The following is a 14,790-nucleotide window of genomic DNA, read 5'->3' as shown; positions in this document are numbered from 1 at the left end:
GAGGAAACCGAAGTGGTTTCCTTTTTTCTGTTTTTTTAGATAAATAATGGTATAGTAAGAAAAAGGGATTATTTCTTATAAAAGCGAATGTATACAGCAGGACATATGGACAAAGAATTAGGTGGTTGAAGAAATGAAAATTTTACTGATCATGGAAGAGGCAGAAGAGAGAAGAGAGTTAGCTGAAAATTTCACTGAAAATATGAGAAATGTAGAATGTTTTGAAGCAAAGACAGGAACAGAATCTTTATTTATGATGAAAAAACATATACCAGACTTTGTTTTTTTAAGTTCCAAATTACTAGATGGTACTGGTTTTGAATATGCAAGTTTATTACGAGAAATAAATTGCTATACAAAATTTATTTTTGTAGGTGAAAACATAGAGGAATCTATTACAGCTTTTCGTTTCCAAGCATTTTATTATTTATTACGACCATTTCGTGAAGAAGATTTACAATTTCTTTTATATAAAATAGGTAAAGAACAAGGTGAGAAAGCAAAGAGTTATTTGCGGAAACTACCGATAGAAAGTCAAGAGGGTATACGATATATTCTTCCAGAAGATATCGTATATGTAAGTAAAAATAAAGAAAATAAAACTGTTTCAATTTACACAACGAATAATCAGTATATTTCAACATATACACTTCAGGAATTAGAAAATAAGCTAAATGCATATGATTTTTTACGTGTGCATAAAAGCTATTTAATTAATATGTCATATGTAAAAGAACTGAAACCTTATTATAATGGCACGTATAATTTGTATTTAGATAGGTATGATGAGCAACCGATTCCAGTCAGTCGTAATTATGTAAAACGCCTTCGAAATAAAATTGAATTATAGTAGGTAATGAGAGTATTTTAACATGATAAACTGAAAATCCTTCATGATAGGGAGGATTCAAGTTAAATATTCAGAAAATTTAGTACAATCTCCACTAAGAAATAGTATTGGGGGAATTGTATGTGAAGACATTGAAATCGATCTTACTTTGGGGCGTTATTACAGCAGTAGGAGCAGGGGCTTTTGGGGTAATAGCTTTATCACAAGGTGAAACCATTAATGCTGTATGGCTCTTAGTAGCTGCTGTATGTGTATATGCAGTTGCTTATCGCTTTTATAGTAGATTTATAGCGAGAAAGGTTTTTAATTTAGATGATAATCGTCAAACACCAGCCCATACATTAAACGATGGGAAAGACTATGTTCCAACAAATAAGTGGGTATTGTTTGGACATCACTTTGCAGCGATTGCTGGGGCGGGACCTTTAGTAGGACCGATTTTAGCAGCACAAATGGGATATTTACCAGGGACCATTTGGATTATTGTTGGGGTAGTTGTTGCGGGGGCTGTCCAAGATTTTGTCATTTTATTTGCTTCGATGAGACGTAATGGTAAATCGTTAGGAGAAATGATTAAGGATGAGATTGGGCCTGTTACAGGACTAATTGCAATGATAGGTATTTTAGGAATTATGATTATTTTATTAGCAGTATTAGCGTTAGTCGTAGTAAAGGCACTGATTGGAAGTCCTTGGGGAATGTTTACGATAGCAGCAACGATTCCCATCGCTATTTTAATGGGAGTTTACATGCGCTATATTAGGCCTGGTCGTGTTGGAGAAGGGTCAGTAATTGGTATTATCCTACTTATTTTATCTCTTATTGGAGGACAGTATGTAGCAGAAAATCCAACACTTGCAAGTATGTTCACATTTAGTGGCGAAACAATTGCTATTATGCTTATTGTATATGGATTTATTGCATCTGCATTACCAGTTTGGATGTTATTAGCACCACGTGATTATTTAAGTACATTTTTAAAAGTTGGAACAATTGTTGGATTGGCGATAGGTATTTTAATTGTAGCACCTGATTTACAAATGCCAGCAGTTTCGCAATTTATTGATGGAACAGGTCCTGTTTTCTCCGGTAATTTATTCCCGTTCTTATTTATTACGATTGCCTGTGGTGCAGTCTCTGGATTCCATGCTCTTGTTTCATCAGGTACGACGCCAAAAATGATTGAACAAGAGGGACATGCACAGCCAATTGGTTACGGAGCAATGTTAATGGAGTCGTTTGTAGCTGCGATGGCAATGATTGCAGCTTGTGTATTAACACCAGGAACTTATTTTGCGATTAATAGTCCGGCAGCACTTATTGGTACGGATGTATCGCAGGCAGCTCAAGTTATTTCTTCATGGGGATTTGCTATTACACCAAATGAACTAAAAGAACTTGCTGTAAATGTTGGAGAGCAAACAATTTTATCACGTACAGGTGGCGCACCAACGTTAGCGATAGGTATGGCATATATTTTCTCACAAGTAATAGGTGGAACGGCGATGATGGCATTCTGGTATCATTTTGCTATTCTCTTTGAAGCCCTATTTATTTTAACAACGATTGACGCAGGAACGCGTGTAGGACGATTTATGATTCAAGATATTTTAGGGCATGTATATAAGCCGTTTGCGAAAACAGATTCTACATTAGCAAATGTAATAGCTACAACGTTATGTGTATTAGGATGGGGTTATTTTTTGTACCAAGGGGTAGTAGATCCACTTGGTGGAATTAATACATTATGGCCACTTTTCGGTATTGCAAATCAAATGTTAGCAGGTATTGCATTATTACTTGGAACGACAATTTTGTTCAAAATGGGGAAAAAGGCATATGTTTGGGTGACACTTATTCCAACTGTTGGATTGCTTATTGTAACGATGACGGCGGGTTATCAAAAGCTATTTCATGAAAACCCTAAAATAGGATTTCTATCTCATGCAAAGGTGTTCCAGGGAGCATTAGATGAGGGGAAAGTGTTAGCACCAGCTAAAAATGTTGCTCAAATGAAGCAAATTATTTTCAATGATTATATTGATGCAGCGCTTTGCGGGATTTTTATGATAGTTGTAATCGCTGTATTAATTTCTGCAATTCGAATTTGGATTCAAGTATTAAGAAATAAGCCGATGCTGCTAAAAGAGGCAGCATATATTTCTAGAGATGAAAGTGAGTCGAGGAACTATTATGCTTAAACGACTACGGAAAGTATGGGGGGAAAGAAAACGCTTTATTAGTTTGCTCGTTGGGGTACCAAGTTATGAAGTATATGTGGAGCATATGAAAAAGCATCATCCTGAAGAAGAGGTTGTATGTCAAAAGCAATTTTTTGCTGAGGCACAAGAAGCAAGATTTAATGCAAAGGGTGGAAAAATATCACGCTGTTGTTAATGAAGAAGGGCGAGTTTTCGCCCTTTTTATTTTTTTGCTGTTTCACGTGGAACAGCAAAAAATAAACAAAAAACTTTGGGAATTATAGGGATTTCGTATACAATAAAGTGGGGAAGGGGATAGATGGAAAAGTAGGGAGATTATTTTATGTTAAGGGACTTATTTGTAAATACAACAATTATTCTTTCCTTTATTTTTGTTGGAGGTCAGCTTTTAAGAGATAGGCCGTTAAAAGAAGAGTTTTCTCTTTGGCAGAAATGTGTAGTAGGTATTCTTACTGGAATATTAGGTATATTACTAATGTATTTCGGTGTTCATGTTGGTACCATCCTATTGGATTTGCGCTACTTAGCTGTTATTTTAGCTGTTATAATTGGAGGCCCGATAGCGAGTACTATAGCTGTTAGTATGATTTTAGTAACTAGGTTATTATTTATGGATTATTCATTAGCTTCTCAAGTAGCTTTTTATACAATTATTGCGATAGGAGTAGGTAGTATCTTTATTTCGCGTCTAAATATCTCTCTAGGAGAAAAGTGGGCATGGTTACATACATATATTTTATCTATTCTAATCCCCTCACTATATATATGGTTAATTAAAGATATTAACATAGTAGGATTATATTTAATTTCTAGTATTATTACAGGCTACATAACATTCATAAGTGCAAATTACGTTTTACAATCCAATGAGTTATTCCAAACGATGAAGCAATACGCAACGGTAGACGCATTGACAGGTCTAGGAAACGTAAGACAGTTTGATTTAGAGATGAATCGTCATATTAGTAATAAGAACATGAAAAATGATTCGCTTTGTTTACTACTTATAGATATTGACCACTTTAAGTATGTAAATGATACGTACGGGCATCCTGCAGGGGACGAAGTGTTAAAACAAGTAGGATGTATTTTACGAGAAACTTCACAATTTCCAGATTTGGCTTTTCGAAAGGGTGGAGAGGAGTTTGCGCTTTTGATACCGAATAAGGGATTAGCTTACGGAATTCGTATGGGCGAGCAAATTCGTATAGCTGTTGAAAGTCACCCATTTCAATTGTTAGATGGAACAAAAATAAAAATTACGGTTTCGGTAGGGGTTTCAGAGTATGAAGGGTCATCAGAGCAATTTATTCAAGCGGCGGATGATGCGTTATACTACTCGAAACGAAATGGTAGAAATAAGGTCAGCTCTGCATCTTAAAGATAAGATGACCAGAAGACATAAAGCTTATAAAAAACACTCACAGAGGCAATGTATGAACCTTGTGAGTGTTTTTATTTATATATTAGACAAGTTCTTTTGATACAACGAATTTACGATATGCACCATGGTGAGTTGGACCTACGTATTCGTTAATTTTGAATGAGTAACGAATAGCAGCTGTGATGAATTCTTTAGCAGTTTTTACTGCTTCTTTCACAGGTTTTCCTTTTGCAAGTTCTGCTGTAATTGCAGCAGAATATGTACAACCTGCACCGTGTGTATTGGTTGTATCGATTTTTTCTGATTCTAGAAGATCGAATGTTTCTCCATCATATAGGACGTCGATTGCAGTTTCCGTACCAAGTTTGCTTCCACCTTTAATTAGTACGTATTTGGCACCTAAAGCGTGGATTTTCTTCGCTGCTTCTTTCATGTCCTCAAGAGAATTAATTTTCACACCGCTTAATTGGTAAGCTTCAAATAAGTTTGGTGTTACAACTAATGCCTTTGGCACAAGAACGTCACGTAAGCAATCGTTCGTTTCAGGATGTAATGCTTCATCTGCACCTTTACATACCATAACAGGGTCAACTACTACATTTTTGAAATTGTGCTTTTCGATTGTTTCTGCAACCATTTCAATAATTTCTACTGATCCAAGCATACCTGTTTTTAAAGCGTCTACGCCAACACCTTCAATTGTTGTTTCTAATTGTGGTTTTAATGTAGAAGCTGGGATTGGAAATACGTTATGTGCCCAACCGTTATGTGGATCCATCGTTACGATTGTTGTAAGAGATGTCATTCCGTATACGCCAAGTTCTTGGAATGTTTTTAAATCTGCTTGTATACCAGCACCGCCACTTGTGTCAGAACCAGCGATAGTAAGTGCTTTATTTAATGTCATTATGAAAGCCCCCTCAAGTGATATAATGAAAACTATGTTTTCACCATTATATCAATGTTACGAATAAGTACAAAGTGAAAAGTAGATGATTTATTTTAAGAGCTATTTAAAATCTTGTATGCAGGAGACTGAGTATGTTTCGAGATAATCGTACAAATGAATTAGTTATATTAAAGGAAATTGCAGAAACATTAAATACATCAAATGATACATATCATGTATTGCAAGCAGTACTAGAAAAATTGCTCAGTGTAACAGGTTTAACGACAGGCTGGATTTTTCTTGCGGATGAAAATGGGAAGTATACGAAGGTGATCGATTACCAGTTACCAGAGGCACTTAAATATGAAAATAAACGCCCGATGTGTGAAGGTGAGTGTTGGTGTTTACGCGGCTTCGTAGATGGGAAATTAGAGAGAGCCGTTAATATTATTGAATGTAAAAGAATTAATAATGCAATTGAATATAATTGGGGAGATACAGAAGGAATTCTTCATCATGCTACGGTTCCTTTAAAGGCTGGAGGAGAGAAATTTGGTGTTTTAAATGTAGCTAGCCCAGGTAAAACACATTTTTCGGAAGAAGAATTAGTATTGCTCCAATCAGTTGCTTTCCAAATCGGGACGGCTTTAAAGCGAACAAAATTATATGAAAATGAAAAGCGAAGAGCACATTACTATGTGAAATTGGAGCGGTTTATTCAAGCTTTAAAAACGATTCATAAGTTTAATGTATTATCTGAAAAGGTGGTAAATCACGTAGGTGAAGTATTTCAGTGGAATCAAGTGGCGTTTTTTATTAGGGAAGAAATAGAGTTATCTTTGCGAGCTTCTTATGGGCAGGAAGAGTTACAAGAGGATGTAAAAGAAGCGGCAAAGAAGGCGTTAGAACAAGGTGAGCTAGCTCTATTAAAACGTGTAAATGGAGTTGTTATTGCTACGCCAATACATATTCAAAATCATATATTTGGTGTTTTATGTGTTAGTTTAAATAATGGAGAATTTGATGTTAATACAATAGATATAATTCAAGCATTATCGAATCACGTTTCATTAATAATAGAGAATCTAAGGTTAAACGAACAGCGCCGTGAACTCGTACGACTGGAAGAAAGAAACCGATTAGCAAGGGATTTACATGATTCTGTTTCGCAAAAATTATTTTCATTAACCTTTATGACAAAAGGGGCTGAGGCCGTTTTAAAAGGTCAAAATGAAAAGGTTGACCAATCTTTGCATGAGATGCGGGAACTAGCGCAAGGAGCTTTAAAGGAAATGAGAACATTAATTTGGCAGCTTCGTCCGGCAGGATTAGAAAAAGGTTTATTACCAGCTTTAAAGCAGTACGGTGAAAACTTGGGACTGAAAATTCGGGAACAAGTTACAGGTGTTCGTGATTTACCGCGTGTAGTAGAGGAAGCGTTATGGAGAATTGGACAAGAAGCTTTGAATAACGTAAGTAAACATGCGAATGTCAGAGAATCAACGATTTATTTCAAAGTGACAGAGAAGAATGTATCATTAGAAATAGTCGATCAAGGAAACGGCTTTGTAGAAAAGGATATAAAAGAGAAGAAATCACTCGGCATGACTACGATGCGTGAAAGAGTAGAATTAGTTGGTGGAACAATTAAAATTGTAAGTAGTAAGAAGCGAACGAGCGTAAAAGTAAATGTACCATTATGATGTGAAAATGAGGGAAGTTTGTGAAAATAAAAGTATTGTTAGTCGATGATCATACAGTCGTTTTAAAAGGATTAGCATTTTTCTTAAGTACACAGGAAGATTTAACGTTAGTTGGAGAAGCAAATAATGGGAAAGAAGCGTTAGTGAAAGTAGGGGAGACGAATCCAGATGTTGTATTAATGGATTTATATATGCCCGAAATGGATGGTGTCGAGGCGACGGCGTGCATCAAAAAAGAATATCCGAATGTGAAAGTAATTGTATTAACTAGCTTTTCTGATCAGGCGCATGTTTTACCAGCGTTAAGGGCGGGGGCAAGTGGGTATATTTTAAAAGATGTAGAACCGGATCAGCTTGTTGAAGCTATTCGAAGCGCATATAAAGGTAATATTCAATTACATCCGGATATAGCAAATACTCTTCTCTCTCAAACACTACCTGTGGAAGAAAAGGAAGAAGAACCTTCTATTCAAGTGGATGTGCTAACGGCGAGAGAAAATGAAGTGCTGCAGCTATTAGCGAAAGGGATGAGTAATAAAGAGATCGCTTCTGTTTTAGTTATTACAGAAAAAACGGTAAAAGCTCATGTAAGTAGTATTTTGAGTAAGTTGAATTTATCTGATCGCACGCAAGCGGCGTTATATGCAGTGAAAAATGGAATTGTATAAGACAAAAGTCGTAAGACCTAGTTCGCCTTTAGAAGGTGGACTTTTTTTATGGAAAAATACGTCTATGTGAGGACGAAAATGTATTGATATAAAGATAAAATATGTTTGTAAGCAACAAAACAACAATTACAAGGGATACCTTTTTTGAAAGCATATAACAACATAAGAGTGAGTACTAGGAGGAAGAAATAATGGCAACAGTTTTATTTGTTAAAGCAAACAACCGTCCAGCGGAACAAGCAGTTAGTGTAAAATTATATGAGGCATTTTTAGCGAACTATAAAGAAGCACACCCAAATGATACAGTAGTAGAACTTGATTTATATAAAGAAGAATTACCATATGTAGGTGTAGACATGATCAATGGTACATTTAAGGCAGGTAAAGGATTTGATTTAACAGAAGAAGAGGCAAAAGCAGTAGCAGTTGCTGATAAGTATTTAAATCAATTTCTAGAAGCTGATAAAATTGTTTTCGGCTTCCCATTATGGAACTTAACGATTCCAGCAGTGTTACACACATATATTGATTATTTAAACCGTGCTGGTAAAACGTTCAAATATACACCAGAAGGTCCAGTTGGTTTAATTGGAGATAAGAAGATTGCATTATTAAACGCGCGCGGCGGCGTATATTCAGAAGGTCCAGCAGCTGAGGTAGAAATGGCTGTTAAATATGTAGCAAGCATGATGGGCTTCTTCGGTGCAACAAACATGGAAACAGTAGTTATTGAAGGACATAACCAATTCCCAGATAAAGCAGAAGAAATCATTGCTGCAGGTCTTGAAGAAGCAGCTAAAGTAGCAAGTAAATTTTAATTTAAATTATAATCGTCACTCAAAGAAACAGCATTAACGTTTATGTTAATGCTGTTTCTTTATATTTTCAGCTCGTCAGCAAGCTTTTCTAATGTATTTCGATCTTGTATATAATATGTTCGGCCTTCTTTTTTTAAATAATTTTGTTGGCAAAACTGGTTTAATACATATAAAAGATGACGATAGCTGACATTTAAGTATTCTGCAGCCTCAGTATGCTTTTCTATATAACAATTATTTTGTTCTGTTAATAAAATAAAAGCAGCTAATCGATTTTCGAAAGGATAACTATAGTTTTTTGCGTAATTTTCAGTGCGAGTAATTGTCTTTTCTCCAATAAATTTGCATAAGTGCTGTAAAAACGTTGCATCTTGTAATACAAGTTGCTGACAATCTTTAAGAGGAAGTGCTAAACAAACACAATCTTCTAGTACTTCAACGGACTTGGTGATATTTTCTACTCCTATTAATCCTAATTCCCCGATAAAAGATGGTGCTTGAATAAAATTAATTAATGAAACTTTCCCGTTTTTATGATTCATATATATTTTTGCTTTCCCAGAAATTAAGTAATAGAGATAAGGGAGGGCGTTTCCTTCGCTACATATCATCTCTTTCGTTTGAAAAGAATGCAGCTCTACATATGGCAAGACATGAAATGAAAATAGGGTATGGAATTGATGGATTCGCATGTATTGATAAATTTCTTCTTCATTTTTGCTGATTTTCATATTTTCACCCCTATTTATAGTATGAGATATCTCCTATTATCTTTACAAGAAGGAATGATACGATTTATGTAAATTTGTTTTTGTAGAAAAGAGAGTGTGATGAATTTATGAAAAAATATAAAACATTACTATTTGATGTAGATGATACATTATTAGATTTCCAAAAGGCTGAAAAAGTAGCTTTACAGGTGCTTTTTGAAGAGAAGGGAATCCCTTTAACAGAGGAGATAGAGGCTCGTTATAAAAAAATAAATAAAGGTCTTTGGAATGCTTTTGAAAAAGGTGAACTATCACGTAATGAAGTTGTAAATAAACGATTCTCTATGTTGTTTAAAGAGTATGGAGAAGAAGTAGACGGTATATTATTCGAAAATAATTATCGTAGCTACTTAGAAGAAGGAAATCAACTCATGCAAGGTGCGTTTGAATTTATAAATCAAATTCAAGGGGAGTATGAGTTGTATATAGTGACAAATGGTGTTTCTAAGACGCAAGATAAACGTTTGCGTAATGCAGGGTTACATTCATTATTTAAAGATGTTTTTGTTTCGGAAGATACAGGTTTTCAAAAGCCGATGAAAGAGTATTTTGATTATGTTTTTGAACGGATTCCTAACTTTGCACCTGAAGAAGGGCTGATTATTGGGGATTCATTAAGTGCCGATATTAAAGGTGGATATGTAGCGGGAATTGATACTTGTTGGTTTAATCCAGAAAGGAAATTAAATGATAGTGGGATTATACCGACATATGAAGTGCATAATTTTGAAGAATTATACGCTCTATTAAAACAGTTTGTTTAATGAAAATAGATGATTGGGGTTTATTTTACATGAATCATTTTTTCTAAAGGTCTTTTTCGAGTTAGTATGGAATATATTTCTTTTGTTGCTTTATATGAAATTGTTAATGTTTATTTTAGAACATTCAGAAAAAACTGTTTGACATTAGGAAATTATTGCTATAAAATCAACGGTAATTGCATAGTCTTATCAAGAAAAGGTGGAGGGACAGGCCCGATGAAACCTTGGCAACAGCCGTATAACGGAATTGTGCCAAATCCTGCAGGTAGTAATCCTGAGAGATAAGAAAGAGCCTTTAGAGCGTGTTTTCAAACTGCTCCTTTCTTGTTTTCAGGAAAGGGGCAGTTTTTTATTTTGTATAAAAGAAAGGAGAATGAGAGATGGGAGAATCATGGGGAAAAGGAACGATTTGTGTGCAAGGTGGCTATACGCCAAAGAATGGTGAACCACGTGTTTTACCACTTTATCAAAGTACAACGTATAAATACGATACTTCGGATGATTTAGCAGCCCTATTTAACTTAGAGGCAGAAGGATATATTTATACGCGTATTGGAAACCCTACTCTAGCTGCATTTGAGCAGAAGTTATCAGATTTAGAAGGCGGGGTAGGAGCTGTTGCAACGGCTTCTGGGCAAGCGGCTATTATGCTCGCAGTTTTAAATATTTGTAGTAGTGGAGACCATTTACTTTGCTCTTCAACTGTTTACGGGGGAACGTTTAATTTATTTGGGGTGAGTTTACGTAAGCTTGGCATTGATGTTACGTTCTTTAATCCCAATTTAACGGCAGATGAAATTGCGGCACTTGCTAACGATAAGACGAAGCTCATTTATGCAGAATCATTAGGAAATCCAGCGATGAACGTTTTGAATTTTAAAGAATTTTCAGATGCAGCGAAAGAGTTAGAAGTGCCTTTTATCGTGGATAATACATTAGCAACTCCTTATTTATGCCAAGCATTTGAGCACGGAGCAAATATTATCGTTCATTCTACGACGAAATATATTGATGGTCATGCAAGCTCTTTAGGCGGCATTGTCATTGACGGAGGGAACTTCGATTGGACAAATGGGAAATATCCTGAACTTGTTGAACCGGATCCAAGTTATCACGGCGTAAGTTACGTTCAAAATTTTGGTGCAGCAGCTTATATTGTGAAGGCGCGTGTTCAATTATTAAGGGACTACGGAAACTGTATGAGCCCATTCAATGCGTATATTAGCAATATCGGCTTAGAAACGCTGCATTTAAGAATGGAGCGTCATAGTGAAAATGCTCTCGTAGTTGCTAAGTGGCTTGCTAACCATGAACGTATTGAATGGGTGAATTATCCTGGATTAGATAGCAATGAAAATTACTCGTTAGCACAAACGTATTTGAAAAAAGGTGCTAGTGGTGTTTTAACATTCGGCATTAAGGGCGGATTAGAAGCGGCGAAAGAATTTATCGCAAATGTAAAACTAGCAACTCTTGTAACGCATGTAGCGGATGCACGAACTTGCGTTATACATCCTGCTAGCACAACGCATAGACAATTAAGTGCTGAAGATCAGCGTCTAGCTGGCGTTACATCAGATTTAATTCGTTTATCTGTTGGCATAGAAGATGTTTCTGATATTATTGCAGATTTAGAAGCGGCGCTAGTCGGAGGCAAAGAACATGCCGATCATAATTGATAAAGATTTACCAGCTCGCAAAGTGTTGCAGAAGGAAAATATATTTGTAATGACGAAGGAGCGAGCAGAAACACAAGATATTCGGGCATTGAAAATTGCTATCTTAAATTTAATGCCTACAAAGCAAGAAACAGAAGCGCAATTACTTCGTTTAATTGGCAACACACCGTTGCAATTAGATGTTCATTTGCTTCATATGGAATCACATTTCTCTCGCAATGTAGCGCAGGACCATTTAATGAGCTTTTATAAAACATTTCGTGATATTGAAAATGAAAAATTTGACGGGCTCATTATAACAGGAGCACCAGTTGAAACTCTTTCTTTTGAAGAGGTAGATTATTGGGAAGAGCTTAAACGTATTATGGAGTATTCAAAAACGAATGTAACATCTACGCTCCATATTTGCTGGGGGGCACAGGCTGGCTTGTATTATCATTATGGTGTTCCAAAGTATCCTCTTAAGGAAAAAATGTTCGGTGTATTTGAACATGAAGTTTGCGAGCAACATGTGAAATTGTTACAAGGGTTTGATGAATTGTTTTTTGCTCCCCATTCTCGTCATACAGAAGTACGAGAGAGTGATATTAGAGAGGTGACAGACTTAACATTATTAGCAAATTCTGAGGAAGCGGGTGTTCACCTTGTCATTGGGCAAGAAGGAAGGCAAGTTTTTGCCCTTGGGCATAGTGAATATAGTTGTGATACGTTAAAGCAAGAATACGAACGAGATCGTGACAAGGGATTAAATATTGATGTGCCAAAAAACTATTTTAAACATAATAATCCAGATGAAAAGCCCCTTGTTAGGTGGAGGAGTCATGGGAATTTATTGTTTTCTAATTGGTTGAATTATTACGTGTATCAAGAAACCCCTTATATATTGTAAAGAAAGATTGTGTAACACGTGGCAACGTTTTCCTTGTAAAGATTAACCTTTATTTTTCCGAATGTTCGAAATACATTGTTTTTCAGATTTTTTATTCATATAATTTCATCTAAACACAATTTTTGAGGGGTGGACAGTACTATGAAAGAAATTCAAGTTGGTTTATTAGGTCTTGGGACAGTTGGGAGTGGTGTAGTTCGTATTATTACGGATCATCAAGAAAGACTCATACACCAAGTAGGTTGTCCAGTGAAGGTAACGAAAGTATTAGTGCAAAACATTGAGAAAGAGAGAGAAGTAGAGGTACCTTCTACTCTATTAACACAAGATGCAAATGAAATTTTAGATAATCCAAATATTGATGTTGTCATCGAAGTAATGGGTGGCATTGATGATGCAAAATTATATATTTTACAAGCTTTAAAAAGCGGAAAGCATGTTGTAACTGCAAATAAAGACTTAATGGCATTACATGGAGCTGAATTATTAGCGACAGCAAAAGATAATAAAACTGATCTCTTCTATGAAGCGAGTGTGGCAGGGGGAATTCCAATTCTACGCAGTATTGTAGAAGGACTCTCTTCAGATCTTATTACGAAAGTCATGGGAATTGTAAATGGAACGACAAATTTTATTTTGACGAAAATGTCAGACGAAGGGAGAGCATATAACGACGTGTTAAAAGAAGCCCAACAACTTGGATTTGCAGAAGCAGATCCAACATCAGATGTAGAAGGTTTAGATGCAGCAAGAAAAATGACGATTTTAGCTACTCTCGGTTTCTCTACAAATGTAGAGCTTGGAGATGTGAACGTAAAAGGAATTACCTCTATTACAGAGGAAGATATTGAATACAGTAAGAGCTTAGGTTATACAATTAAATTAATCGGTCTTGCAAAACGAGATGGTGAAAAATTGGAGGTTACGGTTGAACCAACTTTACTTCCAAATACACACCCTCTTGCGGCAGTACAAAATGAATATAACGCTGTGTATGTGTACGGTGAAGCAGTTGGGGAAACGATGTTTTATGGACCAGGGGCAGGAAGTTTACCGACAGCGACAGCTGTTGTTTCGGATTTAGTTGCTGTAATGCAAAATATTAGATTAGGGGTAACAGGAAATAGTGCTGTAGTCCCACAGTATCAAAAAGTATTAAAAGAGCCAGACGAAATAGTCGTGAAAAAGTTTTTAAGACTGCATGTAAAAGACGAAATTGGTGTATTTGCAAAAATTACTTCATTGTTCTCTGAGCGCGGAGTTAGCTTTGAGAAAATTATTCAAATGCCGCTTGAAGAGAAAGGAAAGGCTGAAATTGTAATTGTAACGCATCGTGCGTCTCTTGCTGATTATGATTATATTCTACATACGTTGCAAGGGTATGAAGAAATAGATTGTTTGAAAGCGAACTATCGAATTGAAGGGGATGCTAAGTAGTATCTCTTACCATAAAACAGAAAGAGCCTATTAAGCAGCTTGCTTAATAGGTTCTTTTCTATTTAAAATCTGTGTACCAACTTGAATAAATGCTTGGATAATCCAGCCTGTTGTAAAGGATAAGATGATGGTTCCAAAATAGATAGGTCCATCTAATAAAAAGCTTAAAGTTAAAAATAAAAAGGCTAATGAAATCTCTGTTCTTCTAAACGTCCATTTTTTCTTCTCAGCAACGGTTAAAACGAAAGCTTCTTGAGGCGCTGCGCAAAGGTTTGTAGAGACGTAAAGACCAATTCCAGCTCCAACGAATAGATTTCCGCAAATAAGTGTTATATATTTTGGAAGAGAGCGGATAGCGTCCATAATAGTTATAATGGAACCAATCCAATCAACAAAAAGAGAAATAAGAATCATCGTTACAATTGTACCGATTGTAATTTGTTTTTTATTCCAAAAGAGTACGATAAGTGTAAAGGCAAAGTTAATCATGAAAATCCAAAAACCAATACTTATCCCAAAATTTTGATATAGTGCAATAAAGAAGGAATCATAAGGGCTAAGTCCAAAGGAAGTAATTGTCGTCATCATATTAATACCGATGGCAAGAATGAGTAAACCGCCAATGAAAAATATATATTCTAATTTGAATCGAAGCATAGTTGTATATCCTTTCTAAATGTATTTGCTAGGAAAGGATATATTGTGGAAAGCTTACCA

Annotated in this window: 14 protein-coding genes and 1 riboswitch; of the genes, 11 read left to right on the top strand and 3 right to left on the bottom strand. The window is 35.7% G+C overall.

The genetic code is table 11. The features are described from left to right. Positions 1-133: 133 nt before the first annotated feature. The 4 genes from ASE54_RS32180 to ASE54_RS32165 all read left to right on the top strand — a co-directional run bounded on the left by ASE54_RS32180 (position 134) and on the right by ASE54_RS32165 (position 4,453). Entirely contained in the window at positions 134-850 is a 717-nt protein-coding gene (locus tag ASE54_RS32180; protein ID WP_000698255.1) for a LytTR family DNA-binding domain-containing protein, read from the top strand. Positions 851-972: 122 nt separating this feature from the next. After that, positions 973-3,051 carry a carbon starvation protein CstA gene (gene cstA, locus ASE54_RS32175; RefSeq protein ID WP_000854306.1) on the top strand — a complete coding sequence of 693 codons (2,079 nt, stop codon included), beginning with the start codon at positions 973-975 and terminating at the stop codon, positions 3,049-3,051. Beyond that, positions 3,044-3,247 (top strand): YbdD/YjiX family protein, encoded by a 204-nt coding sequence (locus ASE54_RS32170; RefSeq protein WP_000919819.1) that lies wholly within the window; start codon positions 3,044-3,046, stop codon positions 3,245-3,247. Before cstA ends, ASE54_RS32170 begins: the two co-directional genes overlap by 8 nt. 147 nt (positions 3,248-3,394) lie before the next feature. After that, positions 3,395-4,453 carry a diguanylate cyclase gene (locus tag ASE54_RS32165; protein ID WP_000942921.1) on the top strand — a complete coding sequence of 353 codons (1,059 nt, stop codon included), beginning with the start codon at positions 3,395-3,397 and terminating at the stop codon, positions 4,451-4,453. Positions 4,454-4,538: 85 nt separating this feature from the next. On the opposite strand, the gene pdxK is transcribed toward ASE54_RS32165, so the two are convergent. Further along, the gene (pdxK, locus tag ASE54_RS32160; RefSeq protein WP_000174252.1) at positions 4,539-5,363 is read right to left on the bottom strand and encodes a pyridoxine/pyridoxal/pyridoxamine kinase; all 825 of its coding nucleotides are present in this window, start codon (positions 5,361-5,363) and stop codon (positions 4,539-4,541) included. 134 nt (positions 5,364-5,497) lie between these two features. Here pdxK and ASE54_RS32155 point away from each other — a divergent pair, with 134 nt between their 5' ends. From ASE54_RS32155 to ASE54_RS32145, 3 genes are all read left to right on the top strand, one after another. Continuing rightward, the gene (locus tag ASE54_RS32155) at positions 5,498-7,048 is read left to right on the top strand and encodes a GAF domain-containing protein (RefSeq protein WP_000488150.1); all 1,551 of its coding nucleotides are present in this window, start codon (positions 5,498-5,500) and stop codon (positions 7,046-7,048) included. A gap of 20 nt (positions 7,049-7,068) precedes the next feature. Next, positions 7,069-7,716 (top strand): response regulator transcription factor, encoded by a 648-nt coding sequence (locus tag ASE54_RS32150; RefSeq protein WP_000695816.1) that lies wholly within the window; start codon positions 7,069-7,071, stop codon positions 7,714-7,716. 191 nt (positions 7,717-7,907) lie between these two features. Continuing rightward, positions 7,908-8,534, top strand: coding sequence for an FMN-dependent NADH-azoreductase (locus ASE54_RS32145; RefSeq protein ID WP_000246718.1), 627 nt, complete (start codon positions 7,908-7,910; stop codon positions 8,532-8,534). A 59-nt stretch (positions 8,535-8,593) separates the two neighbouring features. Here the strand turns inward: ASE54_RS32145 and ASE54_RS32140 are convergent, their stop codons facing one another. After that, positions 8,594-9,265 (bottom strand): transcriptional regulator YeiL, encoded by a 672-nt coding sequence (locus ASE54_RS32140; protein WP_000703317.1) that lies wholly within the window; start codon positions 9,263-9,265, stop codon positions 8,594-8,596. Between the two features lie 107 nt (positions 9,266-9,372). Between ASE54_RS32140 and ASE54_RS32135 the strand changes: the two genes are divergently transcribed. The 4 genes from ASE54_RS32135 to ASE54_RS32115 all read left to right on the top strand — a co-directional run bounded on the left by ASE54_RS32135 (position 9,373) and on the right by ASE54_RS32115 (position 14,073). Continuing rightward, positions 9,373-10,068 carry a YjjG family noncanonical pyrimidine nucleotidase gene (locus tag ASE54_RS32135; RefSeq protein WP_000760176.1) on the top strand — a complete coding sequence of 232 codons (696 nt, stop codon included), beginning with the start codon at positions 9,373-9,375 and terminating at the stop codon, positions 10,066-10,068. 183 nt (positions 10,069-10,251) lie between these two features. Continuing rightward, positions 10,252-10,356, top strand: a riboswitch (SAM riboswitch). 92 nt (positions 10,357-10,448) lie between these two features. Further along, a complete protein-coding gene (locus ASE54_RS32125; protein WP_000504772.1) occupies positions 10,449-11,747 on the top strand; it encodes a bifunctional O-acetylhomoserine aminocarboxypropyltransferase/cysteine synthase in 1,299 nt (432 codons plus the stop codon). Next, positions 11,731-12,636, top strand: coding sequence for a homoserine O-succinyltransferase (gene metA, locus ASE54_RS32120; protein WP_001121542.1), 906 nt, complete (start codon positions 11,731-11,733; stop codon positions 12,634-12,636). The genes ASE54_RS32125 and metA overlap by 17 nt, the downstream gene beginning before the upstream one ends. A gap of 141 nt (positions 12,637-12,777) precedes the next feature. Next, the gene (locus ASE54_RS32115; RefSeq protein WP_000659105.1) at positions 12,778-14,073 is read left to right on the top strand and encodes a homoserine dehydrogenase; all 1,296 of its coding nucleotides are present in this window, start codon (positions 12,778-12,780) and stop codon (positions 14,071-14,073) included. Positions 14,074-14,103: 30 nt separating this feature from the next. On the opposite strand, the gene ASE54_RS32110 is transcribed toward ASE54_RS32115, so the two are convergent. Then, positions 14,104-14,730 (bottom strand): YitT family protein, encoded by a 627-nt coding sequence (locus tag ASE54_RS32110; protein ID WP_000943406.1) that lies wholly within the window; start codon positions 14,728-14,730, stop codon positions 14,104-14,106. Between the last annotated feature and the right edge of the window lie 60 nt (positions 14,731-14,790).

The sequence above is a fragment of the Bacillus sp. Root131 genome (assembly GCF_001429475.1).
GTDB classification, from domain to species: Bacteria; Bacillota; Bacilli; order Bacillales; family Bacillaceae_G; genus Bacillus_A; species Bacillus_A thuringiensis_S.
Note: the sequence above shows the minus strand (reverse complement) of the source record. Positions and strands in the feature narration are given on the sequence as shown.